Raw genomic sequence first — 26955 nt, forward strand, 5'->3', positions numbered from 1 at the left:
CATCATGAGAAATCACAAACTAACAGAATTAAATGAACAAGCGGTGCAATACATTGCTGTTGGTGCAGCCGTTCTTGGAACAGGCGGGGGCGGTGACCCGCATATTGGTAAATTGATGGCGATGGAAGCCATTCGCAAATATGGTCCTGTTCGTTTATTAAGTCCTGAGGATCTGGAGGACGATGCATTGGTTGTTCCTATATCCATGATTGGCGCACCTACGGTTATGAATGAGAAGATTCCTTCGATTCAGCAAATGATCAAGCCTTTGGATATGATTGAGAAAGAGCTTGGACGCAAGGTGAGCGCCATTATGCCGATTGAGGTCGGTGGCGGTAACTCTCTGGTTCCCGTAATTACGGCTGCGGAACGCAATATTCCTATCGTAGATGCGGATGCCATGGGACGGGCTTTTCCAGAATCGCAAATGGTGACGTTCTACTTGGACGGTATTGACTGCAGTCCGATTACGATGGCAGATGAACGTGGCAACGGTGTGCTTATGCATGCGATCGACGGTGTTTGGGAAGAGCGGATGGCGCGTGCGGTTACGATTCAAATGGGCGGATCAGCTTCGATTTGTGATTATCCGGTAACTGGAGCGCAGGTAAAGCAAAGTGCAATCCCACATACTTTGACGCTTGCGTATGAAATCGGAAAAACATTGTTCGAGTCCAAGGAATTGAAGCAGAATCCAATTGAAATGCTGCTGAAGCAGCTGAATGGATATGCGTTGTTCCAGGGTAAGGCAGTAGACATTCGCCGTCGTACAGAAGGCGGATTTACACGCGGTGAAGCGATCTTCGAAGGTACAGATGCTAAAAAGGGACGTACGATGACTTTGTTCTTCCAGAATGAGTTCCTTCTTGCCACAGAAGATGGACATTCAATTGCTATTACTCCTGACCTGATCTCTGTGCTTGACCAGGATACCGGTATGCCAATCACGACTGAGAATTTGAAATACGGTGCCCGGGTGAGTGTGGTTGGTTTCCCTTGTGATCCGAAATGGCGTTCACCAAAGGGCCTCGAGACGGTAGGTCCACAATATTTTGGCTATGATGCACCTTATGTTCCAATTGAACAATTGGCAGCAGAGAAAGGGGGAGCAGAGTAATGTCTCATACGAATGTAAACAACATGGAAGAAATATACCGCATTGGGATTGATGTCGGCGGGACAAATACAGATGCAGCCTTGCTCGACTCCAAGCTAAACACCATTCATACGATAAAAGTGCATACCACACGTGATGTGAATGAAGGCATTACTGAATCCATCCGTCGTTTGTTAGCAGAGAGTAGTGTGAATCCGGCGCAGATTCGTTATGCAATGCTCGGAACTACGCACTGTACGAATGCTATTGTAGAGCGCAAGCACTTGGGGAAAGTCGGCTTGATTCGAATCGGGGCACCGGCAACAACTGCGGTTCCTCCACTTGCGGATTGGGACGATACACTTAAGGCAACGGTTTGCCCACATGCTTATGTTGTTCATGGTGGATATGAATATGATGGCCGCACGATTGTTGAAATGGATGAAGAAGAGATTCTAGACTGCTTTTTGAAAATGAAGGGTGAAGTCGAAGCGGTTGCGATCTGTGGTGTGTTCTCCCCAGTGAATACCTCGCAGGAGAAACGTGTCGAAGAACTAGCGAAGCAAGTACTTGGCGCAGATATGCCTGTGACGTTGTCTCATGAGATTGGAAGTATTGGATTGCTCGAGCGTGAGAACGCGTCGTTGCTGAACGGCGCATTACTTAACGTCATTGCTGGAGTCGTAAAGGGCTTCGAAGAGGCGCTTCACACTTATGGAATTGACGCGAGCCTATACATCTGTCAGAACGATGGAACACTGATGTACAGTGAATATGCGCTTCGTTACCCGATTCTGACGATTGCTTGCGGTCCGACGAATTCCATTCGGGGCGCGGCACACTTGTCAGGTCTGAATGATGCACTTGTTGTTGATATCGGTGGCACCACGACAGATATCGGCGTCCTGATGCAAGGCTTCCCGCGTCAATCCTCCGCTGCGGTTGAGATTGGCGGGATTCGCACGAACTTCCGCATGCCGGATATCTTATCGATCGGGATCGGCGGCGGTACAATCGTTCGCTTAGATGAAACGCAGGATCAGGTAACAGTGGGTCCGGATAGCGTGGGGTACGAGCTATTGAAGCGCGGCCTCATCTTTGGTGGTGATACGCTCACAGCAACCGATGTGGCGGTGAAGCTTAATCGATACGAGTGGAAAGATGCGCAGACAGAGGCACTTGATGAATCGATCTGCAAGAGAGCAGATGAGATCATTACGCGGGATATCGAGGAAGCGATTGATCGGATGAAGACAAGCTCAGATCCTGTTGACGTCATTTTGGTCGGTGGCGGAAGTATTCTTGTGGCAGATAAGCTTGAAGGTGTATCACGGATTGTAAGACCGGATCACTATGATGCTGCGAATGCGATTGGCGCTGCGTTAGGTGAGGTGAGCGGGGAGACAGAGCGAATTTATTCCCTGGACGAAATGTCTTATGATGAAGCTAAGGAAGATGCCCGCAGCCATGCAATAGAGCAAGCTGTTCTAGCCGGTGCAGATCGCAATACCGTTCAGATCGTATTGTCTGAGGATATTCCGATTGCATACTTGCCGGGCAATGCCTTGCTGGTAAAAGTAAAAGCGGCTGGACGTTTATAAGATGATTATGGATCTGCCTTGAGGAGTGAACTCTCTTCGAGGCAGATCTTTTTGTCTTTATAATTGCATTACCAAGAAAGAAAGGGGATTAAGAATAGCTGTCGAAGTGGGTTATGTACATATTTTAACGATGGGAGAGAGGACAATGAAAGTGATTAGCACATTAGAAATCGTAGATGTACAGACTGGGGAACGTACTGCGCTCCGCTCATTTGATTATTTAATCGAGGCACCCAATTGGACTAGCGATGGTAAGCGTCTTATTTATAATAGTCGAGGTTATCTCTATTCGTTCGACATCGCAACCTGTGAGCTTGTTCAAATTGACTCGGGGTTTGCTGCGGAATGTAATAACGATCATGTTCTGTCTTTTGACAACACTAAGATCGCAATTAGTCACCATACGAAAGAAGATGGTAAATCTCGTATATATATTCTTCCCATGGAGGGTGGCGAACCGGTTCTAGTTACACCGAATGCTCCAAGTTATTTACATGGTTGGTCTCCAAACGGTGCTGAGTTAGCTTACTGTGCAGAGCGCAATGGTCAGTATGATATTTATACCATTCCAGTAGACGGGGGAGTAGAGGTACAACTGACGGATTCGCCTGGGCTGGATGATGGGCCTGAATATTCACCAGATGGGGGACATATATGGTTCAATTCGGTGCGTACAGGGCTGATGCAGATATGGCGAATGAATGCCGATGGCACTGAGCAAACACAGATGACTTTTGATGAGAGTAATAACTGGTTCCCGCATGTATCGCCAGATGGTCAGACGATTACCTACCTGAGTTACCGCAAAGGAGATGTAGATCCTGGCGATCACCCTGCGAATAAGGATGTTGAGATTCGATTGATGGCAAGCACGGGAGGAGATTATCGCACACTAGTACAATTGTTTGGAGGACAAGGTACGATTAACGTGAATTCGTGGTCTCCGGATAGTAAGCGCTTGGCGTTTGTAAGTTATGTGGTGGAGGAATAGGAATAAAATACCGATAAAAATTATAGTGTTTTTATTTATATATAAATGGGGGAAAAGTTGGATGAAGAGGATTTTTAGTGTTTTGCTAATTGTATTACTGGTTATACCAGCGCTAGGCACTACAACCTTTGCGAGCAGTACGGTGAAGGCTAAGGTAACCGAGAGCAGTACATATTTTGACGGAGAACAAAGGGACCTGAACGGATTCAATATCTCGAACAACAATTATTTCCGGCTGCGCGATGTAGCGGAGTATTTCTCGGGAACAGCCAGTCAATTTGATATCACTTGGAATAAAGCAAACAATGCGATAGAGATCATAACCGGGCAAGCCTATACTCCCGAAAAGAAAGCTAGCAGCAACTATTATAGTCGCAATAGAAATTATTCAGCTACGCTGTCGACCTCTAAAGTGCTAGTGAACGGACAGCTACAGTCGATTACGGCGTACAATATTGACGAGAATAACTATGTTCAGTTGCGAGATTTGGCGGGGAAAATTCCATTCGATATCGAATATGACGTTCAGTCTGATCGAATATCCTTGTTCTCAAAAGTTCCAGATCATGCTTACCGGGTAAAGACGGCGGTGAAAACCGAAAGTAACGCTGTATCTTCTTATTTTCCCAGATGGAAAAGTACGGCCACTTCCTATCTCGTGAATAATAATGACGGGACTGTAAGTGTCCTTGAGGCGAATAAGGAAGTTACGATTGAATCATATAATGAGAAGTTTGAACTAACTGGAAATAAGAGTATCCCTTTTGAGCTTCCGATATTTGGTGGTTTCTATAGTGGGGAGAAGTATAACTATATTGCTTTTGGACAAGAGAATCGCGAAGAGAATGATAGCAAAGAAGTGATTCGTATTGTCCGTTATGATAAAAGCTTTAATAGAGTAGATAGTGTCTCCATTAAGGGTGGCGAGAGTTATACGGTTAGCCCTTTTGATTCTGGCTCTGGTAGTATGGCCGAGGCTGGTGATACGCTTGTATTCCACACTTCACGTACAAGATACACGACAGAAGATAAACTAAATCATCAATCCCAGCTGACCATTATCGTGAATACCCAAACAATGACCGTGACGAATGATCTGGGAAGATTCCAGAAGAATCATGTCAGCCACTCTTTTGATCAATATGTATTGTTTGATGGTGCTACGCATGTTCTAGTGGATCATGGTGATGCCTATCCTCGTTCGATTGTGCTGAATAAAGGAAATGGAACCAGCTATAACGAGGTAGACCTGTTTAATATTCCCGGCAAAATCGGAGCGAACACCACAGGCGTTTCTATAGGCGGATTTGAGATGTCTTCGGCGAACTATATTGTCGCTATGAATACGATTGACCATTCGCTTGTCAAAGAATATACGTCTTATGAGATGGTGGGACTGGAGAAGGATCAGAGAGATATCGTTCTTAGTGTTCTACCAAAAGCCAACCTGTCTAGCACAGCAGTGAACCACATCACCTTGGCTAAATATGTTGGTACGAACCAGATCGCTTCCATTCCTAAACTAGTAAAAATCACAGAAGACAAAATGATGGTGCTGTGGCAGGAGTTTGATAAAGAGAATCATCCGGGTGACCTGAAATATGTTTTTATAAATGGAGAGGGTGCAACCACTGGTGGTATCCAAACGATTAAGAACTTTGCACTATCAGAAAGCAGCCCTATTGTTAGCGGCGACAAAATAGTATGGTATACCAACAACAAAGGATCCCGACTGTTTTATTCGATTCCATTAAATTAAATTACCAGCAAAAGGTTATCCCGTTAATGCCTACATGAGGTATTACGGATAACCTTTTTTCTACCAAACTCATATGCCGTTTCCCTATCGATATGCTCGTTTACAAAGAGGTGCTAACATTTGTACCCCTGATCATCTAACAAAAAGACACCCGTGTGCGCCTCAGACTTCTCACTCCAACAATATGACGCCCCATCGCTAACACCTGTCTGTTTCGTAATTCTGACGCCTTGGATAAACTGAAAGCGCATACTTCCTTTGGAAAGGAGTCCAACGATATGAACTTTAATCTTAACACGGTACCCTTCAGCCGAAGAGGCACCTTTCTGGCTATTTCTGAACTACCTGAATCGGATGTCAGGGCGGAGGGACTTTACTTACGAACCGTGCGTGGTGGGGATGATAAATTTGGTGAAGCTTTTCAAATTGAACTGATGGACGAGAGTAATCAGTATATTCCGTACGTGGCTAAGGCAGAGCCTGCACTGCTTCGTTTGAATACGGATACCGACAATATCTATGCGGAGATCTGTATCACAGATGGCCGTACGGTCCGTTTCAAGAGCAGAGGATGTGGCATACGCCTCACCTTCCGTACCTCAGCCTATGATTATGCTTATGAACACAGCGCAGGCAGTTGGGAAGTAAACAGCTTCACCCATGAATGCCGGTTCATGCTCACCCGGTTAACCGGGGCTCTCCGGATGGAGGTACCTTGGGACAAAATCAAAAGTTCCCGCATTGTGGCGGAGTTCATCCCTGAAGCGGGTACGGAAATTGCCGAGTTCGCGGTGGAAGAATTCCGCACGGTATGGGAACGGCGTGATGCCTGGACACCATGGGAGGAAGCGGTACTAGCGGTGCAACAGGAATATGACCAGTGGCTGGGTGCCAGCTTGACCGTTCCCGAACGCTGGCAAGACGGCCGTGAACTGGCGGCTTATATTACCTGGTCCTGCCTGGTTCCCGCGGAAGGATGTTTGACCCGGCCAGCAATGTATATGTCGAAGAACTGGATGACGAATATTTGGAGCTGGGATCACTGCTTCAATGCGATGGCTCTGGTCAGACATCACCCGGAGCTGGCCTGGGACCAGTTTATGATTTTCTTCGACCTCCAGGATGAGAGTGGCCTGATTCCGGACTTTATCAACGACAAGTACGAGCTTTGGAACTGCAACAAACCGCCTATTCATGGCTGGACGCTGGCCTGGATGATGCAGCGGACGGATTATATTAAGGAATCCCATCTTCGTGAAGTGTATGGGCCCTTGAGCAAGTGGACGAACTGGTGGTTCCATTACCGGGATAACGACAAGGACGGTATACCACAGTACAATCATGGAAACGATTCGGGTTGGGACAACAGTACTGCCTTTAATAACGGGATTCCGGTGGAGAGTCCGGATCTGGCAGCATTTTTAATCTTGCAGATTGAACTGCTTGCCGAAATTGCTGGGCTTCTGGGACTTACCGACGAAAGCACCGCATGGAGACGATTAGGCGAGGAGACCCTGGAGAAAATGCTACGTCATTTCTGGAAGAATGGAAGGTTCACCGCTTGCCGTTCTGGAACTCACGAAGCATCCGACGGCGACAGCCTGCTGCTCTTCGTGCCCATTCTGCTTGGCAAGCGGCTGCCGGAGCCAATCCTGCGCGCACTGCTGGATGGCCTGCGGGATGAGAGCCGCTTCTTGACGCCGAACGGCTGGGCTACAGAGAGTGTGAAGAGCCCTTACTACACGCCGGATGGCTATTGGCGGGGCCCGATTTGGGCGCCATCAACCATGTTGCTCGTGGAAGGTGTGGCCGCGGCGGGGGATGTTGAACTGGCAAGCGAGGTAGCCCGCCGATTCTGCAATATGCTGAACAAGAGTGGCATGGCCGAGAACTTCGATGCCCTGACGGGGCAAGGGCTTCGCGACAGGGCGTTTACTTGGACCTCAAGTGTCTTCTTAATCCTAGGGCACGAGTATACAACTTAAAAACATACGGGCACTTCCTCCTGGTCAAGACCGGCGCGAGGGGAAGTGCTTTCCCATTTTCCGAGATATTCCCGAGTGTGCCAGTCCGTGCTACACTTCAACTATAAAAATGAAATATATAAGGCGGGGATGAGAAGTCATGTGGAGTCATTTCTTTAAGAAGTTATATCATCGCTTCTCTATTCGCTCTTATTTCAGCATCCGGACTAAGCTGCTCTTTTGCTTTCTTATAGTCGCGATTATTCCGCTACTGTCACTGGGAGCCTTGAACTATTATCAATCCGCTATAGTCATCAACTCTCAATTCGGGAAATACGGGGAGAACACCGTGGCACAACTTGATCAGCAGATCAGCTCCGCTTTGAACCGGATGAATCAGACGACAGGAACAATTTATTCGTATCTCCTTGATCCTGCACGGGTAGGACTAGGTGATCACGTTCCAACTACGTATCAGGAGATTATGGATAAAGATGACTTCGAGGCGCTGCTTAAATCACTTAAGACGGATCTGACAAGAGGTATTTATCTGATTACCCGCTCTGGTTATTACTATGGAGAGAATAATCTGAATGTCAGTAAGCTTAATGATATCCCCGCCTGGCGGGCCCTTACTTATTCATCCAAAGGGCCCTATTGGCTGGGCTTCTATCCTATGAATCATGGCATGGAAGCTTCGGATACCGGAGAACCTATACTGGGGCTCGCTGTACGGATTAATAATCCGGCTGGAACCCAGCATGGAAGCACGATCTTAATTGAAGAGAATGCGCAGGTTCTTCTAAATATGTTCCATATGTTTGAAGAAGATACCAAAGCGCATTTGACGATAACTGATTCTGAAGGGCAACCCGTTTACCATTCAGATTCTCCATTCACTCCAGACGGTAGTGACGTGGTGTGGAATAGGACACTGGCAGCCAACGGATGGAAGATTGAAGCAAGATTGCCGGCCAAAGCATTTTATTTTTCCTCGAACCTGATCCGCTCCAACACAGTACTTGTAGCCATTGTTTCTTGTCTGCTTGCCTTTGGGCTAGCTTATATATTCTCATCGAAATTCACAGCTCGAATTCGCAGGCTGAAAGACTCGATGCAGAAGGTCAGCTTTGGCAAGCTACACACGAGGACTCTGGTGGAAGGCAAGGATGAACTCGGCAGCCTGGACACCAGCTTCAACCGTATGGTGGGGGGAATTCAATCCCTTGTGCAGGAAGTGGAGCAGAGTGAGCGGCTGAAGAAAGAGGCCGAGCTTAAGGCATTCCACTACCAAATTAATCCCCACCTGCTCTTCAATACGCTGAATTCTATCCAGTGGAAGGCAAGGCTCCAAGGGGCAGAGGATATCCGCCAGATGCTCTATCATCTGACGATGGTGCTCGAAGGTAATCTCGATATCTCTCAGGAGTTGATCACGCTTGGCCGTGAACTCCGCATGATTGAGCATTTTCTGAAAATACAAGAGATCCGTTACGGGTCCGCATTCAGTTATGAACAGACCTGTGACGAAGAGTTTAAGCCGTATCTGATTCCCCGTATGACCCTTCAGCCGCTCTTCGAGAACATCTTTTTTCATGGATTTGAAGATGGGGAGGGTAACATTTCGTTAAGTGTACGGGAGGAAGGCGAGCATCTGTTGTTAACATTGTCTGATGACGGTGCAGGGATCACTGAGGAGAAGCTGAAGGCGCTTATGCGTGCAAAGCCGGAAAGCAAACCGCAGAGACGCGGAGGACTCGGCGTTCAGAACGCGAATCAGAAGTTCAAGCTTCATTTCGGACAGCAGTATGGCTTGACGGTGCATTCTACGAAAGGTGAAGGCACTACTATCGTAATTCGGTGGCCCAAGAAGGAGGAGAGTCCGCATGGAGACAACCAAGACCATTAAAGTGTTAATTGCAGATGATGAGAGTATCGTGCGCAAAGGACTTCGCTCTACAATTCCTTGGCATAAGTATGGGATGGAAGTGGTGGCGGATGCGCCGAACGGCCTTAAAGCCTGGGAGGCCTATCAGATTCACCTGCCTCAAATAGTGATTACCGATATCGTCATGCCGGAGATGAATGGGATTGAACTGTTACGCAAAGTTAAAGAGGTCGATAAGGACACCCGGATTATTCTGCTGAGCTGTCACCGTGACTTCGAATTTGCTCAGCAGGGAATTAAGCTTGGGGCTTCAGGATATCTGCTTAAGACGGCCTTTGAAGATGAAGAGCTGGAAGGAATGCTGGAGAAGTTCCAGAGGGAGCTGACATCGTCTGCTCCCGTAGCGGATGCTGAAACAAGCGAAATCTATGGAGAACGTCTAGGCTCTCTCTTGTTTGCCTGGCAGAGTGGACACAGCAGCAAATTTGTTGACGAAATAGATAAGCTCATTAGGGAGAAGCTGCCGCTGAATAGGGAACCCTTGTACATTTATCTGATCAAGACCTGTGGATGCGATTGTACTTACCTGGATCTGGTCAAGCTTAATGAGGATGAGAATAGCCGGATGCCCCACAGTGCACCTGTTATCATCCCTTACGGTGAGGACCTTTGCTACTGGATTGTACCTGGTGACGAGCAGGAAATTGCGGACAGTCTGCTCGTTCAGATGAAAAGCCAAATCGAGAAGCTGAAATGGGCTAAGAGAGGACCGCTGGGCAACGCTGAAGATTTAAGCAAGGCCTTCATGGCGCTTCACAAGGAAGCGGAAGTGGAGAAGCTGCATGGTATTTCGTCTCAGGACTGGCCTGAACCGATCTGGAAGGCCGTGAAGCTTCTGCATGAGAACCCTGGAGCGGATTGGTCGGTTAGCGATTTGGCGAGCCAGGTGGGACTTAGCCGAAGCCATTTCTCGATCCTATTTAAGAAGACGGTTGGCGACAGCTTTGTGGCTTTTCAATATAAAAGGAAGCTTAAGCTTGCCAAGGCATTGCTGCGGGATACGCAGTTGACGATGCAGGATATTGCGGAGCGGACAGGGCTGGGCGACAGTAAATATTTCAGCAAATGGTTCAAGCGCTGCACGGGTCAGACGCCTAGTTATTACCGCATACAACAAAAAGACGCCGTGATTCGAACAGATGGACACCCCGATCTGTAAATCGAACAAAAGTACGCAAACATTCGAATAGATATCGGTTTTGAACCGCTTTCATAAAAGTTAAGATGAAAGCGGTTCAATTATTATTACCTCATTCAAAGGGGAGGCTGCCACAGTGAAAAAGAAAATTTCTCTTATTGTACTTGCCACTACGTTAATGGCAACTATGGTCACAGCTTGCGGGGGGAACAGTGAGCCTTCATCATCCACAGGTGCTGCAGGCTCAGGGGAGACGAAGACGCTTCGTTTTGCGACATGGGATACCGGAGACGCGCTAAAGATTGAGCAAGACATCGCCAAGAAATTCGAAGCAGCCCATCCGGGTACGAAGGTTCAGGTAGAGGCTTATGCAGACGGTTTTGACCAGAAGCTTGCCGCCGGATTCGGGGCAACCAATCCGCCAGATGTGATGTATATGTGGGATTTCCCGACCTATCATCAATCCCTGGAACCACTGGACAGCTATTCGAGCAAAGATAAAGAATTGAACATCGAAGATTTCTATCCGGGATTGTTCAACTATGGCAAAATTGACGGCAAGCTATATGGCATTCCGGCAGGGTTCACCACACGTGTGGTCTATTACAACAAGAAGTTGTTCGATGATGCCAAGATCCCTTATCCGAAGGATGGATGGACATGGACGGAGTTCCAGGACATCGCGGCCAAGCTCAGCGATAAGTCGAAGAAGCAGTACGGGTTCGGGGTTCGGGCAGAGAACGATACGTATGACCTTCAGAGCTTCGTATGGAGCAACGGAAGCTCGTTCATCTCTGATGACGGGAAAACGATTGAAGGATTTATGAACAGCAAAGAGACAGCTGAGTCTATCCAGATGCTCGGCGACATGGTTAAGAACGGCTCGGCTGTGCTGACCGGAGGCAAAGGCCAGCAGAGCGGAGATGACATTTTTAAAGCAGGTAAAATCGCTATGTGGGAGAGCGGTATCTGGCCGCTGGAATCGTTCAAGACGGCTGGTATAAATGTAGGTACGGTCGAAATCCCGGCGTTCCCAGGAAAACCGGTCAAAGGGGTGCTTGCGGAGTCCGCTTTGTCCATCGCCAAGGATTCGAAGCAGAAAGATTTGGCCTGGGAATTCGTGAAATTCTATGTGTCTAATGATTCGATCAAGATGCGTGTGGCGGATCTGCCTGTAAGGGTCAGTGTCGTAAATGAGCTGAAGAAAGATCAGGACCCGCTTTATAAACCGTACTACACGATGCTGGAGCGTTCCAGCAATACACCTGCGTTCCTGCTCAATCCGAAATGGAATGAAGTGAACCGCCAGCTCTCTGCTGCGGTGGAAGCGGTTATGCACGGCAGCAATGCCCAGGAAGTGCTGAATCAGGCTGTTAAAGATAGTCAACGTTATTTGAAATAACACATTTACAGAAAGAAGGTTAAGAGATGGCTCAGACCTTTCTGCATCAAGCAGGGGAGCCTATGGCCCAGCTCAAGCCTACACGAAAACGTAGTTGGGGTAGGGTTGTTCCCTACCTCTTCATTTTTCCTTGGATCTTCGGATTCCTCGTGTTCACCTTGGGGCCATTGTTATTTTCCCTTATCATCTCTTTTTTTGATTGGCCGATTGTCGGCGAAGTACACTTTATCGGGTTTGGCAATTATGCGGAAATGTTTACGGATGACCCGTTATTCTGGACCTCACTCGGGGTCACCCTCAAATTTGCAGCTCTGTTCGTTCCATTGAACATCATTGTGGCGCTTGGGCTTGCGATTCTCTTGAATCAGAAGACACGGGGCAGTGCTATATTCCGAACCGCCTTTTATATTCCCTCCGTTATATCCGGTGTCGCTCTGGCTATGATCTGGTCTTGGGTGTACAGCGGTGATTACGGGATTCTGAATTACTTCCTGTCCCTGATCGGTATTCAGGGCCCTGATTGGCTCAATGATAAGCAATGGTCATTAGTAGCGATGGTGATTGCAAGTCTCTGGGGACAAGGATCGATGATGCTGATCTTTCTGGCTGGCCTTAAAGGGATTCCAAGAGATCTTTATGAATCCGCTTCCATTGATGGGGCAGGTAAGCTCAGACAATTCTTCAGTGTGACGATTCCGATGATCACTCCGACGATTTTATTTAACTTAATTACATCCATCATTGCAGCCTTCCAGCAGCTGACTCTGGCTTTATTGCTGACCGGAGGCGGTCCAATGAAAGCAACCTATTTTTATGCCATGTACATGTATGAGAATGCGTTTAAGTATTTCAAAATGGGATATTCGGCAGCTAACGCCTGGTTCATGTTCCTGATCGTGCTCGGCTTGACCTTTCTTGTGTTCAAATCCTCGGAAGCCTGGGTGTTCTACGAAGGTGAAATGAAGAAGAATCCTCAGGAGAAGCTGAAGGCTCAAGGAAGGAGACGTTCTTTGTGAAGAAAATACTCGTATACGTTCTGCTGCTCTTGTTTTCACTGTTGTTCATAGCTCCGCTGTTCTGGGCGGTTACGACTGCGCTCAAGTCACAGTCCGAGCTGTATCTTTTTCCACCTAAATGGATTCCTTCTGTATGGAAGTTCAGCAATTTTGCAGAGGCGTGGAACATTCAACCTTTCAATATGTTTCTGAAAAATACACTGATTATTACCATCCTGTCGACGTTTGGTCAACTGATTTCATGCACGCTCGTAGCCTATGGATTCGCAAGATTCCAGTTCAAGGGCAGGGATTTTCTGTTCCTGGTTGTGTTGGCAACCATGATGATTCCCTGGGAAGTCACTATGATCCCACAGTATATGCTGTTCAACGTTCTGGGATGGATTAATACGCTCAAAGCTCTTATTGTACCGTCTTTCTTCGGGTCCGCCTATTTCATTTTCCTGCTGCGGCAGTTCATTCTCACCATCCCGCGGGAGCTAGACGAAGCAGCTACAATCGACGGAGCCAATAAGCTGACCGTATTAACACGGATTATTGTCCCACTGATGGGGCCTTCGCTGATCCTGGTCGCTGTGTTCCAGGTTATGGGATGTTGGAATGATTATCTGGGTCCGCTCATTTTCCTTAACGACCAGACGAAATACACATTGACCCTAGGGCTCTCACAGTTCAAAGGGATGTACGGTGTGGATATGCAGTCCATTATGGCGATTACAGTTCTGATCTCGATTCCGCCGCTGGCAATCTTCTTTTTCGCTCAACGCTACATCGTTGGCGGCATTGCGACTACGGGCATCAAAGGTTGATTCGCCGCAGCGGGTTCGGAAATCTAATAACAGCACACAGCGCAGAGTAGAGAAAAGAGAGGAGAAATGAACCATGTCACAGCAAACTATCGGGAGGGACTGGGATGATCTTGGCATCCTTCAGCGAGGGCGGGCCAAAAGCCGGGCCTACTTCATCCCCTATTCTGACTGGTCAGGGGCACTAACTTACAATAGGGGGAGCTCCCCCTGGTTCAAATCCTTGAATGGCATATGGAAGTTCAATTATGCAAAGGGGCCAAAGTGGGCTCCGGATTATTTCTACGAGGAGGCGTATGATACTTCCGGCTGGGATGAGATTCAGGTACCAGGGCACTGGCAGCTACAGGGATACGGAACTCCACATTATACGGACCTATATTATCCGTTTCCAGCAGACCCCCCGCATGTGCCTGACGAGAATCCGACAGGCAGTTATGTTAGAGAGTTCATGCTGCCTGAATCCTGGAACGGACGGAATGTCGCCATTAAGTTCGACGGGGTGGATAGCGCGTTTCATATCTGGGTAAACGGCAAACCGGTCGGATACAGTCAGGGCAGCCGCCTAACCTCAGAATTCGATCTCACTCCTTATGTGAAACCGGGCCACAATACCTTAGCCGTTAGAGTGTACCAATGGTCGGACGGCAGTTATCTGGAAGATCAGGATATGTGGTGGATGAGCGGAATTTTTAGAGATGTGTATCTGCTCTCCGAGCCGTCTTCGCTCCGCATTGCCGATTATCGGATTATAACGGAACTGGATGAATCAAGCCGTGATGGGATCTTGTCTGTTCATGTGAACATACAAGGGGAAGCTGCTGAACAGGGCAGTCTGCGGCTTGAACTGCTTAAACGAAGTGGTGAATCTGTTGCATGGGCTGAGGATCGGGTTACTGCAGGAAAGAATGTGCAGCTTATAATGCCGGTAGGACAGCCGGAACTGTGGAGTGCGGAATCCCCCAATTTGTACCATCTGAAGATCACTTTGTTGGATGAAAGTGGAGATACGGTAGAGATGACGGCACAGCGGGTTGGATTCCGCACAGTTGAGGTGCGCGGCGGACAATTCTTGGTGAATGGAAAGGCGATTCAACTCAAAGGAGTCAACCGTCACGATCATCACCCGGATACAGGTCGCACAGTCACCGTCTCCACCATGCTACAGGACATCAAGATGATGAAGCAGCACAATATTAACGCTGTAAGAACCGCGCACTACCCGAATGATCCCCGGTTCTATGATCTGTGTGATGAGTACGGCTTATATGTTATGGAAGAGACCGATCTGGAGACACACGGATTCGAACTGCTAGGCAATATTTCCAGACTCAGCGATGATCCTGCCTGGCAGGAAGCCTACGTGGAGCGCGTTCAGCGAATGGTTGAGCGCGACAAGAATCATCCTTCCGTGATCTTCTGGTCGCTTGGGAATGAGTCCGGCTTCGGCTGCAATTTCCGGGCGATGGCGCAGTGGTGCAGAGTAGCTGACCCAACACGGCTTATTCATTACGAAGAAGATCGCGAAGCTGAGGTCTGTGATGTGGTAAGCACGATGTACTCCTCCGTTGAGAAGATGGAAGGCTTCGGTCAGTTGACTGATCATCCGAAGCCGCATATTCTGTGTGAATTCGCGCATGCCATGGGCAACGGCCCCGGTGGATTAAGACCTTATTTTGATACTTTTGACAAGTACGATAGACTGCAGGGCGGCTTTGTGTGGGAATGGATTGACCACGGGCTGAGCTGGAAGACGGCGGATGGGAAGGCTGATTATGCTTATGGCGGGGACTTCGGGGATGTGCCCAATAACAGCAACTTCGTCATAGATGGTCTAGTCCGCCCGGACCGAACGCCATCACCGGGCCTGCTTGAATATAAGAAAATTATCGAGCCGGTTCGCGTCGAGTATATAAGCAGGAACAAGGTTAATGTGATTAACCGCTATGATTTCCTGACACTGGATCACCTATATGCTGATTGGAGCATCACCATGGATGGACGTACCGTTCAAAGCGGGGTTCTTGCACTGCCAGAGATTGAAGCGGGCGGACAGGCAGAAGTGGAGATTCCTTATGACCACAGTCTTGATGCTCTCCTTCGCAGTGAGGGTGCGGAACAGTGGCTGAACATCTGCTTCTCGATCGCCGCTGACTGTCTTTGGGCGGAGCAGGGGCATGAAGTGGCTTGGGCTCAGTTTCTAATGCAGGATGAGTTGGGAAATCGTGTTGGCGATAGTCATACAGGGCATTCAGATGACCATTCCAATGCTGCTATCGGGATGAGAAGTCAACAGATCAGGCGGAATCTTCAATGCACAGAAGCTGCTGGGCAGATCATTCTCGCAAATGAGGATTTCCGTATGACCTTTGACACGCGGAGCGGGCGAATCGATTCGCTTCGTCTGAATGGCAAGGAACTAATGAAAGCCGGACCGCGGCTGAATTTCTGGCGTGCGCCGATCGACAATGACATGTATGTGCTACCGGACTGGCGCAAAGCACACCTGGACCGGCTAACAGAACGTGTTGATGAGGTTAGCTGGGCCCGGCTTGATGAAGGGAACATCCGCATCACTGTGAGTTCAAGGATTGCTCCGCCAGTTTTTGATTGGGGTTTCCGGTGTGTAATCACCTATACCGTAACCAGTATAGGGCAAATCACTATGGATGTGCAGGGCACACCGGAGGGCAAGCCGCCAGAAATGCTGCCTAAGATTGGACTTCAGATGGAGATTCCAGGCGACATGGATCGAGTGAAATGGTATGGCCGGGGACCTGGTGAGAATTATTCGGACAGCAAAGAGGCATGCCGTGTTGGAGTGTACACAGCTTCAATTGATGGACTATTCACTCCATATATATATCCGCAGGAGAATGGGAACCGGATGGATGTCAGATGGATATCCGTCACAGACGCATCCGGACTTGGTCTACTTGCTGCGGGTATTCCGACACTTGAATTCAGCGCGCGCCGTTATACGGATAAGGATCTTGAAGAGGCACAACATGCAAGCGAGCTTGTTCCGCGTGACTTTGTCACACTGAATCTGGATTACCGGCAGAATGGGCTGGGCAGCAACAGTTGTGGACCTGCCCAGATGCCGAATCATAAGGTAACATCGGAAGCTTTTACATTCCGTATTCTGCTCATTCCGTTTTTATCAGAAGATACCACGCCAGAGTGGCTTGCTAGACAAATGCTGTACGGGTTACCACAATCGCATCAATGAGAGGAGGGGTCAGAATGCTCCACACACAGGATGTACTCAATTTAAGCGGAAAGATAGCTGTTGTTACCGGAGGTGCTTCAGGTATTGGCCTTGCTACGGCCGGACTGCTTGCGGATTTCGGAGCACATGTGGTTGTGCTGGACATCAATGTAAGGCAAGGGGAGCAGGCTGTTCATGAGATGAAAGAGCGGGGAAGGAAAGCAAGCTTCCACCGCTGCGATGTCTCCTCTTCGGAGGACTGTAAGCGTGCTGCCTCAGAGATTGAGAACGCGTACGGCAAGGTCGATATTCTGTTCAATAATGCGGGGATTATCCGCCGTAAGACCGTTGTCGAGCTTGAGGAAGCCGACTGGGATCTGGTAATGGATGTATCACTTAAGGGAGTTTATCTACTCTCCAAATATATAATCCCGGTGATGGAGCGCGGAGGCGGTGGCAGCATCATTAATACCGGCTCCGGCTGGGGCCTTAAAGGCGGGGACCGTGCCGCTTCCTACTGTGCAGCCAAGGCTGGAGTGGTCAATCTCACCCGAGCCATGGCCATTGACCACGGTTCCGCAAACATTCGCGTGAACTGCGTGTCCCCAGGTGACACGGATACGCCGCTTTTACGCGATGAAGCCAAGCAGCTTCAACAGGACGAAGCTACTTTCCTCGTAGCCTCTGCTGGGGGACGTCCATTGGAGCGATTGGGTACACCACGTGATATCGCAAATGCGGTATTGTTCCTAGCTAGCGATCTGTCTTCCTGGGTCACCGGAAGCGTACTTGTTGTGGATGGCGGCGGCATTGCCTAACGGTTAAAGAAATAAATACTTTAAATCAACCTTTTAAGGACGGAGGCGTTAACCTTGTCTGAACACAGAACTTATGCCCATCCCTATATCCCGAATACAGCACCGGAAGTCCGTGAGGCAATGCTGAAGGAAATCGGCCTGAGCTCCGTCGACCAGCTGCATGATGCAATTCCAGACAGTCTGAAGCTTAAGCGGGAGATGAATCTTCCTCCAGCTATGAATGAATATGAGCTTCGTCGACATATCGAGGCTCTGCTTGCGAAGAACAAGCATGGCGCCGATTATATCAACTTTCTCGGGGCTGGCTGCTGGCAGCATTTCGTTCCGGCTGTATGCGACGAAATTAATCAGCGCTCGGAGTTCGTGACGGCTTATGCAGGAGAGCCTTACGAAGACCACGGCCGATTTCAGTCCTTGTTCGAGTATCAGAGCCTGATGGCCGAACTCGTCGATATGGACGTAGTTAATGTCCCTACCTTCGACTGGGCACAGGCAGCCTCTACGGCCATCCGAATGGCAGGTCGGATTACAGGCCGCAGGATTGCGCTGCTCTCCAGATCCGTCGATCCGGATAAAGCCAAGATCATTACCAATTACTGTACACCTGTAATGGAGATAAGGTACGTGGAGATTGATTCGGTGACAGGAAAAATAGATTTGGATGATCTGCAGGGCAAGCTTGAGGAAGGAGCGGCGGCGTTCTACTTCGAGAATCCAGGTTATCTCGGAATTATTGAGGATCAGGGTGCTGAAATATCTGAGCTTGTGCACGCGGTAAATGCTATCTCTATTGTGGGCGTTGATCCGATCTCCCTTGGCGTACTGGAACCTCCAAGCCGTTATGGCGCTGATATTGTCTGTGGGGATTTGCAGCCGCTGGGCATGCATATGAACTATGGTGGGGGGCAAGCCGGATTCATCGCTACCCGGGATGAAGAGACTTATGTGATGGAATATCCGTCCCGCCTGTTCGGTATTGTTCCTACTGAAGTGGAAGGTGAATATGGCTTCGGTGATGTAGCCTATGAGCGTACATCCTTTGCCCAACGGGAGAAGGGGAAGGAGTCGGTGGGAACACAGACAGCCCTGTGGGGAATTACCGCCGGAGTCTATCTATCCCTGCTTGGACCAGTGGGGATGCAGGAAGTAGGGGAGACCATTATTCAGAAATCTCAATATGCGGCGAATAAGCTGTGTGCCATTCCCGGGATCTCTTTGCGCTTTAAAGATACAGCCTTTTTCAAAGAATTTGTCTTAGATTTCAACAAGACTGGAATATCTGTTGCTGAGATTAACAAGCGTCTTTTGGAAGTAGGGATTTTCGGAGGAAAGGATCTATCCTCCGCCTATCCCCAGTGGGGACAATGTGCTCTATACTGCGTAACTGAAATTCATATGCAGGCAGATCTGGACCGGCTTGCCTCAGCTATCGAGAACATTGTCTGCAAGAATTAATAGTACAGAAGAGTAGGAGGAAAGCCATGAAACGGATTCGTAGAGATCATAAGGTGCGCCGTTTTCACCAGGCCAAATGGGATGAACCGGTGATCTTCGAGCTTCACCGATCGGGTGAGCGCGGAGTGATCCCGCCGGGCACCGAGGCTGGGATTGCCGAGGTTGTTGGTCTAGGCTCTGCCCGAATTCCATCAGCGATGCGGCGAAAAGAAGCACCGGCGCTGCCCGAGATCGGTCAGGCCAAAGTTCTTAGGCATTATTTAAGACTCTCTCAAGAGACTTTGGGTTCCGACCTTAACGTAGAGATCGGACAGGGGACATGTACGATGAAATATATTCCCCGTATCAATGAAATGCTTATACGTACCCCAAATCTGATGGAACTGCATCCTCTGCAGGATGCTGGATCCGTTCAAGGAATTCTGGAAATCTACTATAGGCTGGATCAGGCGATGCGTGAAATATCAGGGATGAATGCTTTCTCGTTCCAGCCAAGCAGTGGCACCCAGGCCTTGCTGGCCATGGCTTCCATTGTCCGCGCATATCATGATTCACGTGGCGAGGGAGAACAGCGGGATGAGATCATTACGACGATCTTTTCACATCCGTCCCAAGCGGCGACCGCAGCTGTTAAAGGATATAAGATTATTACACTGCATCCTGACGAAGACGGATTCCCGGATCTGGAGAAGCTGAAGAATGCCATTTCTGAACGCACGGCGGGTTTCGTCGTGGCCAATCCGGAAGACACAGGTATATACAATCATCGTATCCGTGAGTTCACGGACGTGGTTCATGAAGCAGGAGGAATCTGCTTCTACGATCAGGCGAACGCGAATGGGCTGCTGGGTATCACCCGGGCCAAGGAAGCCGGGTTTGACATGTGCTTCTTCAACCTGCATAAGACCTTTGCCGCACCTCACATGTGCGGAGGGCCGGCTACAGGCGCTCTTGGGGTAACCGATTCCCTTAAGCGTTTCCTACCCGGTCCGCTTGTTGACTGGGACGGTAGTCGTTATGTCCTTGTAGAGCAAAGCGGTGATAGCATCGGCAAAGTCCGCAGCTTCCACGGCGTGGCCCAGACTGTACTTCGTTCCTACGCTTGGATTATGAGCCTGGGGCCAGACGGTCTTAAGAATGTGGCCCAAATCGCTGTACTGAATAATAACTACCTGTATCACAAAATTCTGCAAATCCGCGGAGCCAGCGCTCCTTACATCAAAGGTCGACGTCTTGAACAGGTAAGGTACAGCTGGAAGCAGCTTACGGATGAGACTGGGGTAACGACAGAAGACATCACCCGCCGGATGTGTGATTTCGGCCTGCATTATTGGACATCCCATCATCCGTACATCGTTCCGCAGCCGTTCACCCTGGAGCCGACTGAATCTTATTCGAAGGAAGATCTTGATGAATATATCGAGGCGCTGACCCATATTTCGAATGAAGCTTACACGCAGCCGCATATCGTCAAACTAGCTCCGCACAACAGTACCGTTCACCGGAATGTGGAATCTTCTCTTGATGATCCTGCAAAGTGGTGTATTACGTGGCGGGCTTATCTAAAGAAGACACAGCCGGAATAGGGCTTGGTCCCTACAATTAAAATATACATTTGAAAGTAGAGGGGCTCCGTTTGGAGCCCTTCCTATTTGACTGTATCACCAAAGAAAGGGGTTATGAGTATGTCTGGGTATATGAGGAACTTGCTGCGCCTGTCTGTCGGCGTCCGCCGGTTTCTTATGACCGAAGCCATGTATGGCATCGGCATCGGTATGTATTCGCTAGTTCTTAATTTGCACTTGCTGTCCAAAGGGATGAAGGAGGATGAAATCGGGCTGCTCATGTCCATAGGTATACTGATCATGGGTGCATTGGCTATTCCTGTATCCATATCGGCAAACCGTATAGGTCGTAAAAAGCTGCTAGTATCCGGCATCATGTTTATAGCGGCAGGAAGTGCACTTTATGCGATTGGCAATCATTCCTGCATATTCTATTTGGCTCAAACTTTGGTCTCGATTGGCCTTACTCTTGTGGAGACGACTGAGGTGCAGTTGCTATTTCACTATTGTGCCTCGCGCAAGGAAGAAGCAAGTGCCTTCTCCCTGATGTTTGCCGTGTTTACGGCTTTTACAGGAGTAGGAACCCTGGCTGCCGGATACTTGCCGAATTCGGCTGATAGCGGGGATGGGTATGGGCTAACGCTGCTGCTTGCTGCACTGGTTTTCGTTGTTCACAGTATGATTAGAGGACTCTGGCTTCCCTCTGAGGGGAAGGAAAGCGAAACGGTTAGAACCTCTGAAGTTCTGGAAGTGAACCGTGAAGTCTCTAGCTGGAGGAAAAAGCTGCCTTCCGGCACACTCTGGCTGTTCTCGGTATTCATGGCCCTGCTCGGAGGAGCGATAGCCATCACTGGGTCATTTCTTAATGTAATTGTGAAGTATAGACTGAACTGGATGGATGATAAAGTGTCCATTCTGCTGGCGGTAAGCGGAGTTGTTTTGTTTGCAGCTTCTTTAATGACGCCTTACGTATTAGAGCGTTTCGGCCACAATGTGGCGATCGTATCTGTCTTTTTGGTTAACATACTCGTGTTCGCCTTATTATCCTGGGCTATGCCGGTCTGGATGTTCACAATCGTGTTTCTGGTTCGCGGGGGAGGGCTTACGATGCTGTCTAATCTGCTGGATAGTCAGTTGATGTCTGCCTTTAAGGAGCGGGAGAGGAATCTCTACGCAGGGATGAGATCCGTATTTCGGAGCCTCGGATCATCCGGCGCCGCTCTGCTTACGGGATGGATTTTGATTGGACAGGATTATGAAATCCCCTTTTTTCTGACATCTGTAGTATTGCTTCTCTGTCTGGTTTATTATATCTGGTTCATCCGCCCAATTCTGGATAAAAGGCTGAAAGAATGAATGGCTGAATACAATTTTCATAAGTAATTCAATCTGGACAGCAGTGTGAATAAATATATAAGGGGCTGTCCAAAAATCCATGTAAAATGGATATAGGACGCCCCTTTGCTTAAATCCATCCAAAGAAGAACTTATATCTTATGGGTTTGTTGTTTCTTTTTGCCCACTCCCTAATTTCCTCTATGCCATTAGCCGTATTCTCCTTTTTAAAAGTAAAGTACAGATGTAGTGGAACCAACTTTTTGTCAACAGTCTTAATTCCAATTCGTTTACCATCGATAAACACTGAACTTATTTCATCCGCATCGTATCTTTTCTTATTTAAAGAAATAATATAATTGTCGCCAAGTGAAATACTCTTGGAACTGAGCAATCGATAGAGTAAAAATATGATAATAATGAATATAAAGATGAACCATATTCTTGGAAAGAAGAACAGGAAGTCAGGTATGCGATTAGTACTATTATACATAGTAATTATTAAGGAAACTTCTAAAAAACACATTGCAATTAGTGTTTTCATTACGTTTGGATATTTGATTGAAAGAGACGTTTCATGAAATCCCAAGTCACTCCATCCTTTCTCCTAATTCAAAGGCTTCACAATGATTTTACCATATATTGTGATCTCAGTGCTTGATCAAGCTACGCGGGCTAATGCTCTTTTTTTATGTGTAAGGCCTCTTCTCAGGAGTGACCATTGAATTACAAACCTTTGGAAGTTATACTTTGATGAGAAATACGGACCCGCTTATCCTTTAACAGATCCGTCCTTAATAGGGTAGGGATCTTATTTTTCGTAGGTATAATTTCATTCAGATATGGAGGCGTAACCTTGCAGCTAATTAATCAATCCGAAATACAAGAGAGGATCGACCTGCTTAAAGATCAGGATCTATATATCCATCTTGAGATGACGACGGGAGCATACGCTGCCCATTTCGATAGTTCTAAGCACCCAGCGGCTACTTTCATTACTAATGCTGTGATCCGATATTCTCATGGTTCGATTTCCGGTCATGGACCTTATCGCGTAGGCCTAAAAATGTCACAAGGCTGGGTGTACTCGGAAGGACTAACTCACTATGAAGAGAGTGAGACCGAAAGATTAATTCTGGCCGGTCATGACAGCCAAGGCAAACTGGTCGTATCCTTGCAATTAAGCCGGGAGCCGTTCTAATGGTAGAGGAGATGAGGAGTTCAGTGGAAAGACATATTCTAGTTATATTACCGCATCCGGATGACGAGGCCTTCGGTATATCCGGAACGCTTGCCAAGCATGTGCAAAACGGCACCCAAGTCACCTACGCTTGTCTGACACTTGGAGAGATGGGCCGGAATATGGGCGTGCCGCCATTTGCGAATCGGGTAACCCTCCCAGAGATCCGTAAAAAGGAGCTGGAAGAATCCTGCCGAGCGATTGGAATACAGGATTTGAGAATGCTTGGTTTCCACGATAAAACGATTGAATTTGAAGATCAAGCTCTGCTCGAGGGCCATATTGATGCGCTTCTGAAGGAGCTTAACCCCTCACTGGTCATTACATTCTATCCGGGGTACAGCGTTCATCCCGATCATGATGCTACCGGAGCTGCAGTGGTTCGAACGGTTGGAAGAATGCCCAAGGCAGAGAGACCTCCTGTTCACTGTATAGCTTTCGCCAATAATATTGAAGAGATTGGAAAGCCTCAGGTAATCATTGAAGTGAAAGATTTCCTGAAGCAAAAGATGGCATCCATTCAGGCGCATAAATCCCAATTCCAAGCCGCTGAACTGTTAGGCAGCAAAACGCTAGAGGATAAAGAAATCCAAGATCGTTTTGGAACAGAGCATTTCTGGATCTATCCATTTGAATGATATTAAGTCCGAGCATAAACGCTCGGGCTTTTTCTTTGAGGCCCACTGCCGTGGTCAGGCTTCATTTTCTAATATAAGATATGAATATCTGTGTCTTTTTTCAAATATATGGTAAGGTTTAGTGGGGATCAACCAAACCGGTTTCGTCAGGCCAGGAGGTGTATTCGTTTGAAAAAATCATATTTCAATCTCATTTGTGGAATAGTCATTCTTTTGCTGGTATTCACTGCATGCAGTAAGGAAAGACCCAAGTATGCTGAGCTTTTCACACATGTGGAAGAGCATCGGGCTGTGTTCATGCAGCCGCGTGAAGCAGGGCTTGCTGCTTTGCAAATTGCGGATGCAGTGGGTGAATACGATACAACCTTTCCCAGATCGGAAAGCGGTTATCAAGATGCGAGAGAACTGGTACGTGCTTTTATGAACCAATACAAACCTGCGGATGAGGAGGCGGCTGACAAAGTCGAAAAATCCATCCAAACGATTGACAGGATGGCTCTTCCGCTAAAGCCATTAACTGGCTCTACCGAAGAATCATGGTCATACGGCAAGGGCGAGGATAAATTGTATATAACCTACAGGATGTCGAACAGTTTTCAAAGTGATGATGAATTGCCTTTGAACTTTTATTTCAGCTATGAGGGGGAGTAAGGAACGAAGAAATAAGATGTGATTTACAAAAAAATACACAAAGACTATTATATTTCTATAGGTAATTATATCCTTTTTTTCTTAAACAATTGTTCGGACTAAATAACTGGAGGATCAAATGAAAAAGCACGACAAAATTATTTCCTTCATCTTCATACTTGTTATGATGGTGACGGCTATTTACTGGGCCATTTCGACTCAGAGCTGGACCATGCTGGGCACCCTCGCTTCTGTGGTCTGTTTCGGGCTTTTTGTGCTATTGGGGCTCCGCACTATACCTGTATTGACGGATTTTGTTTTGACGAATCCAGCACCTGAAGTGACTTGGAAGAGTAAGGAGCAGGATAGAAGACAGGCTTGGCTTTATATTATTGGATGGATATTGGCGAGTCGTATCCTGCTTATGCTCATCGGGTATTCATTTTTGATCATACAGAATGGCTATTCAGGTGGTCTGCTTAGCAAAATGGCAGAGACTTGGCATATCTCTGGAATCGATGCTTCTAGTTATTTGGGCATTGCTGAGAATGGATACGTGACCGAGGGTGATGCGAGATTCCATATCGTGTTCTTTCCCTTTTTTCCAAATTTAATAAGAGTGGTTCAGGCATTCGTAGGGAATTATCTCGTTTCTGGATTCATCGTTTCAAATATCACTTCAATTGTCGCAGCCCTGGTCGCTTATGAGCTTGCTGCACTAGACATGCATCGAAAGAATGCCATGCGGGTCGTGAAATACATTTTCATATTCCCTGCCGCGTTCTTTTTCTTCATTCCGATGACCGAGGCTCTATTTCTGGCATTATCTTTGATGTGTTTATATTTTGTGAGAAAAAAGGAATGGCTGATCGGATGCTTATGCGGTGCACTTGCAGCTTATACACGTTCTCCCGGAGTGCTTCTGATTGTACCGGTTGCGATTGAATTTGGACGGGATCTGATGGGCAACTATAAGCTATTAAGTAAAAAAGTCTTTATACATAGAATCATCAGCGCTGTATGTTTTCTCGCTATCATATCAACGGGCTTGCTGGCCTATCTGTTTATTAATTATCACGTGACGGGAAATGCGTTTCAGTTCAGTATTTACCAGAGAGAGCATTGGTCTCAGCGGTTTTATCTCTTTTTTGATACGGTAAGATATCAGATGGAATACGCTGTGGGCACCTTTAAGAGTGGAGATAGCCGTTCTTTTCTCGGCTTATGGCTGCCTAATTTAATCGCTATATTCTCAGCACTAATTATCATGTTGATGGGTGCAAAAAAGATACGACCTTCATACACCGCCTATTTCATCGTGTATTTTGCGTTCGTAGTCGGAGCTACCTGGCTGCTGTCAGCCCCGCGGTATTTGCTTGTTGCATTTCCACTAGCTTTTGCTGCTGTCGCGATCACTGAAGAGAAATCAAAGGATGCTATCCTTACTGTAGTTTCTGTTGCGGCGAGTCTTTTGTATTTAGCGATGTTTGTGGCAGGATATCCAGTGTATTGATGAATCATGTTAAAATAGGGGGGAACGCTTAAACGCGTTCTCCTTTTTTTGTGAATAACCTTATAGAAACGATGGTGGGTATGAAGATTGAGTACGACAATCAGGTGATCGAGTTTAATGTTCAATATGGAAATGGCAAGAAAATCTCCATTCATATAGATTCTTCAGGGCGTATAACACTCAAAGCTCCCAAGAAAACAAGTGAAGAGACGATCAAAAGCATGGTAGAGCGTAATGGGAAATTAATAGTGGAGAAGCTGCAAAGTATTGAAGCGAACCGAGAAACACCAAAGCTGAAAGAGTATGAAGACGAGGGTAAGTTCCTGTATCTAGGCAAATATTATTCGCTGCAAGAGCTAATAGAGACAGGGGATTTAAATGAGGAAGAGCTTAAACTTAAGCTGAAGAAATTCTATTTCGCTAGCTGTAAGAAGGTTGTAGCTGAACGGATCAATAAATATCAGACGCAGCTTAGAGTAAAGCCAAAGACGATTGACATTGTTGAGTCTAGAACCAAGTGGGGAAGCTGTAGCTCGGATAAAAAGCTAACCTTTAACTATCGCCTAGCGATGGCTCCAGTGGAAGTTATCGATTATGTAATCATCCATGAACTGTGTCATTTACTTCATATGAATCATGACCGCTCTTTTTGGCGAAAGGTTGGAAGCCTCATGCCGGATTATAAGGAGAAGGAAGAGTATTTAGCTAGATATGGGCGTGCTATGACGCTGTGATAATCAGAGATTAATTCAGATGGTCCATTTTCTGGTGAATAAAAGGAAGGGAAGAGGTAAAACTATGTTCACAAAATAGAACTGGAAGAAATTTA

21 protein-coding genes are annotated in these 26955 nt (G+C 47.5%); 20 read left to right on the top strand and 1 reads right to left on the bottom strand.

The features are described 5' to 3' along the window. Position 1 precedes the first annotated feature (1 nt). The 15 genes from MKY19_RS03755 to MKY19_RS03825 all read left to right on the top strand — a co-directional run bounded on the left by MKY19_RS03755 (position 2) and on the right by MKY19_RS03825 (position 22126). A complete protein-coding gene (locus MKY19_RS03755; protein ID WP_339804147.1) occupies positions 2–1117 on the top strand; it encodes a DUF917 domain-containing protein in 1116 nt (371 codons plus the stop codon). Beyond that, the gene (locus MKY19_RS03760) at positions 1117–2697 is read left to right on the top strand and encodes a hydantoinase/oxoprolinase family protein (RefSeq protein ID WP_339800461.1); all 1581 of its coding nucleotides are present in this window, start codon (positions 1117–1119) and stop codon (positions 2695–2697) included. The genes MKY19_RS03755 and MKY19_RS03760 overlap by 1 nt, the downstream gene beginning before the upstream one ends. A 145-nt stretch (positions 2698–2842) precedes the next feature. Continuing rightward, positions 2843–3688: a transporter gene (locus MKY19_RS03765; RefSeq protein ID WP_339800464.1), complete on the top strand. Its 846-nt coding sequence runs from the start codon at positions 2843–2845 to the stop codon at positions 3686–3688. A 61-nt stretch (positions 3689–3749) separates the two neighbouring features. Further along, positions 3750–5447, top strand: coding sequence for a hypothetical protein (locus MKY19_RS03770; protein WP_339800466.1), 1698 nt, complete (start codon positions 3750–3752; stop codon positions 5445–5447). 278 nt (positions 5448–5725) lie between these two features. Beyond that, the gene (locus MKY19_RS03775) at positions 5726–7432 is read left to right on the top strand and encodes a trehalase family glycosidase (RefSeq protein ID WP_339800468.1); all 1707 of its coding nucleotides are present in this window, start codon (positions 5726–5728) and stop codon (positions 7430–7432) included. A 139-nt stretch (positions 7433–7571) separates the two neighbouring features. Continuing rightward, positions 7572–9320 carry a sensor histidine kinase gene (locus tag MKY19_RS03780; protein ID WP_339800472.1) on the top strand — a complete coding sequence of 583 codons (1749 nt, stop codon included), beginning with the start codon at positions 7572–7574 and terminating at the stop codon, positions 9318–9320. Beyond that, complete coding sequence (locus MKY19_RS03785; protein WP_076286142.1) at positions 9298–10518, top strand: response regulator; 1221 nt, start codon at positions 9298–9300, stop codon at positions 10516–10518. Before MKY19_RS03780 ends, MKY19_RS03785 begins: the two co-directional genes overlap by 23 nt. A gap of 115 nt (positions 10519–10633) precedes the next feature. After that, complete coding sequence (locus tag MKY19_RS03790; RefSeq protein ID WP_076286143.1) at positions 10634–11899, top strand: sugar ABC transporter substrate-binding protein; 1266 nt, start codon at positions 10634–10636, stop codon at positions 11897–11899. Between the two features lie 62 nt (positions 11900–11961). After that, positions 11962–12915 carry a sugar ABC transporter permease gene (locus tag MKY19_RS03795; RefSeq protein WP_339804150.1) on the top strand — a complete coding sequence of 318 codons (954 nt, stop codon included), beginning with the start codon at positions 11962–11964 and terminating at the stop codon, positions 12913–12915. After that, positions 12912–13724, top strand: coding sequence for a carbohydrate ABC transporter permease (locus tag MKY19_RS03800; protein ID WP_339800476.1), 813 nt, complete (start codon positions 12912–12914; stop codon positions 13722–13724). Before MKY19_RS03795 ends, MKY19_RS03800 begins: the two co-directional genes overlap by 4 nt. Before the next feature lie 73 nt (positions 13725–13797). After that, a complete protein-coding gene (locus MKY19_RS03805) occupies positions 13798–16953 on the top strand; it encodes a glycoside hydrolase family 2 TIM barrel-domain containing protein (RefSeq protein ID WP_339800478.1) in 3156 nt (1051 codons plus the stop codon). 14 nt (positions 16954–16967) lie between these two features. After that, positions 16968–17750 (top strand): SDR family NAD(P)-dependent oxidoreductase, encoded by a 783-nt coding sequence (locus MKY19_RS03810; RefSeq protein ID WP_339800480.1) that lies wholly within the window; start codon positions 16968–16970, stop codon positions 17748–17750. Positions 17751–17804: 54 nt separating this feature from the next. Further along, the gene (gene gcvPA, locus MKY19_RS03815) at positions 17805–19205 is read left to right on the top strand and encodes an aminomethyl-transferring glycine dehydrogenase subunit GcvPA (protein WP_339800483.1); all 1401 of its coding nucleotides are present in this window, start codon (positions 17805–17807) and stop codon (positions 19203–19205) included. Positions 19206–19231: 26 nt separating this feature from the next. After that, complete coding sequence (gene gcvPB / locus MKY19_RS03820; protein WP_149647709.1) at positions 19232–20791, top strand: aminomethyl-transferring glycine dehydrogenase subunit GcvPB; 1560 nt, start codon at positions 19232–19234, stop codon at positions 20789–20791. Between the two features lie 99 nt (positions 20792–20890). Next, positions 20891–22126 carry an MFS transporter gene (locus MKY19_RS03825; protein ID WP_339800492.1) on the top strand — a complete coding sequence of 412 codons (1236 nt, stop codon included), beginning with the start codon at positions 20891–20893 and terminating at the stop codon, positions 22124–22126. 109 nt (positions 22127–22235) lie between these two features. Here MKY19_RS03825 and MKY19_RS03830 read toward each other — a convergent pair whose 3' ends face one another. Continuing rightward, on the bottom strand, positions 22236–22694 hold the full coding sequence (locus tag MKY19_RS03830; protein ID WP_339800495.1) for a hypothetical protein: 459 nt from the start codon (positions 22692–22694) through the stop codon (positions 22236–22238). Positions 22695–22961: 267 nt separating this feature from the next. Between MKY19_RS03830 and MKY19_RS03835 the strand changes: the two genes are divergently transcribed. The 5 genes from MKY19_RS03835 (at position 22962) to MKY19_RS03855 (ending at position 26860) form a co-directional block, all read left to right on the top strand. After that, a complete protein-coding gene (locus MKY19_RS03835; protein ID WP_042184926.1) occupies positions 22962–23306 on the top strand; it encodes a YojF family protein in 345 nt (114 codons plus the stop codon). A 23-nt stretch (positions 23307–23329) separates the two neighbouring features. Continuing rightward, positions 23330–23983: a bacillithiol biosynthesis deacetylase BshB2 gene (bshB2, locus tag MKY19_RS03840; RefSeq protein WP_042193301.1), complete on the top strand. Its 654-nt coding sequence runs from the start codon at positions 23330–23332 to the stop codon at positions 23981–23983. Positions 23984–24151: 168 nt separating this feature from the next. Beyond that, positions 24152–24634 (top strand): hypothetical protein, encoded by a 483-nt coding sequence (locus MKY19_RS03845; protein ID WP_339800498.1) that lies wholly within the window; start codon positions 24152–24154, stop codon positions 24632–24634. Between the two features lie 118 nt (positions 24635–24752). Beyond that, a complete protein-coding gene (locus MKY19_RS03850; RefSeq protein WP_339800501.1) occupies positions 24753–26126 on the top strand; it encodes a hypothetical protein in 1374 nt (457 codons plus the stop codon). Positions 26127–26206: 80 nt separating this feature from the next. Beyond that, positions 26207–26860, top strand: a complete 654-nt coding sequence (locus MKY19_RS03855) for a SprT family zinc-dependent metalloprotease (protein ID WP_339804153.1) — start codon at positions 26207–26209, stop codon at positions 26858–26860. The last annotated feature ends 95 nt before the right edge of the window (positions 26861–26955 follow it).

The organism is Paenibacillus sp. FSL R5-0744 (assembly GCF_037972555.1).
Taxonomy (GTDB): Bacteria; Bacillota; Bacilli; order Paenibacillales; family Paenibacillaceae; genus Paenibacillus_AQ.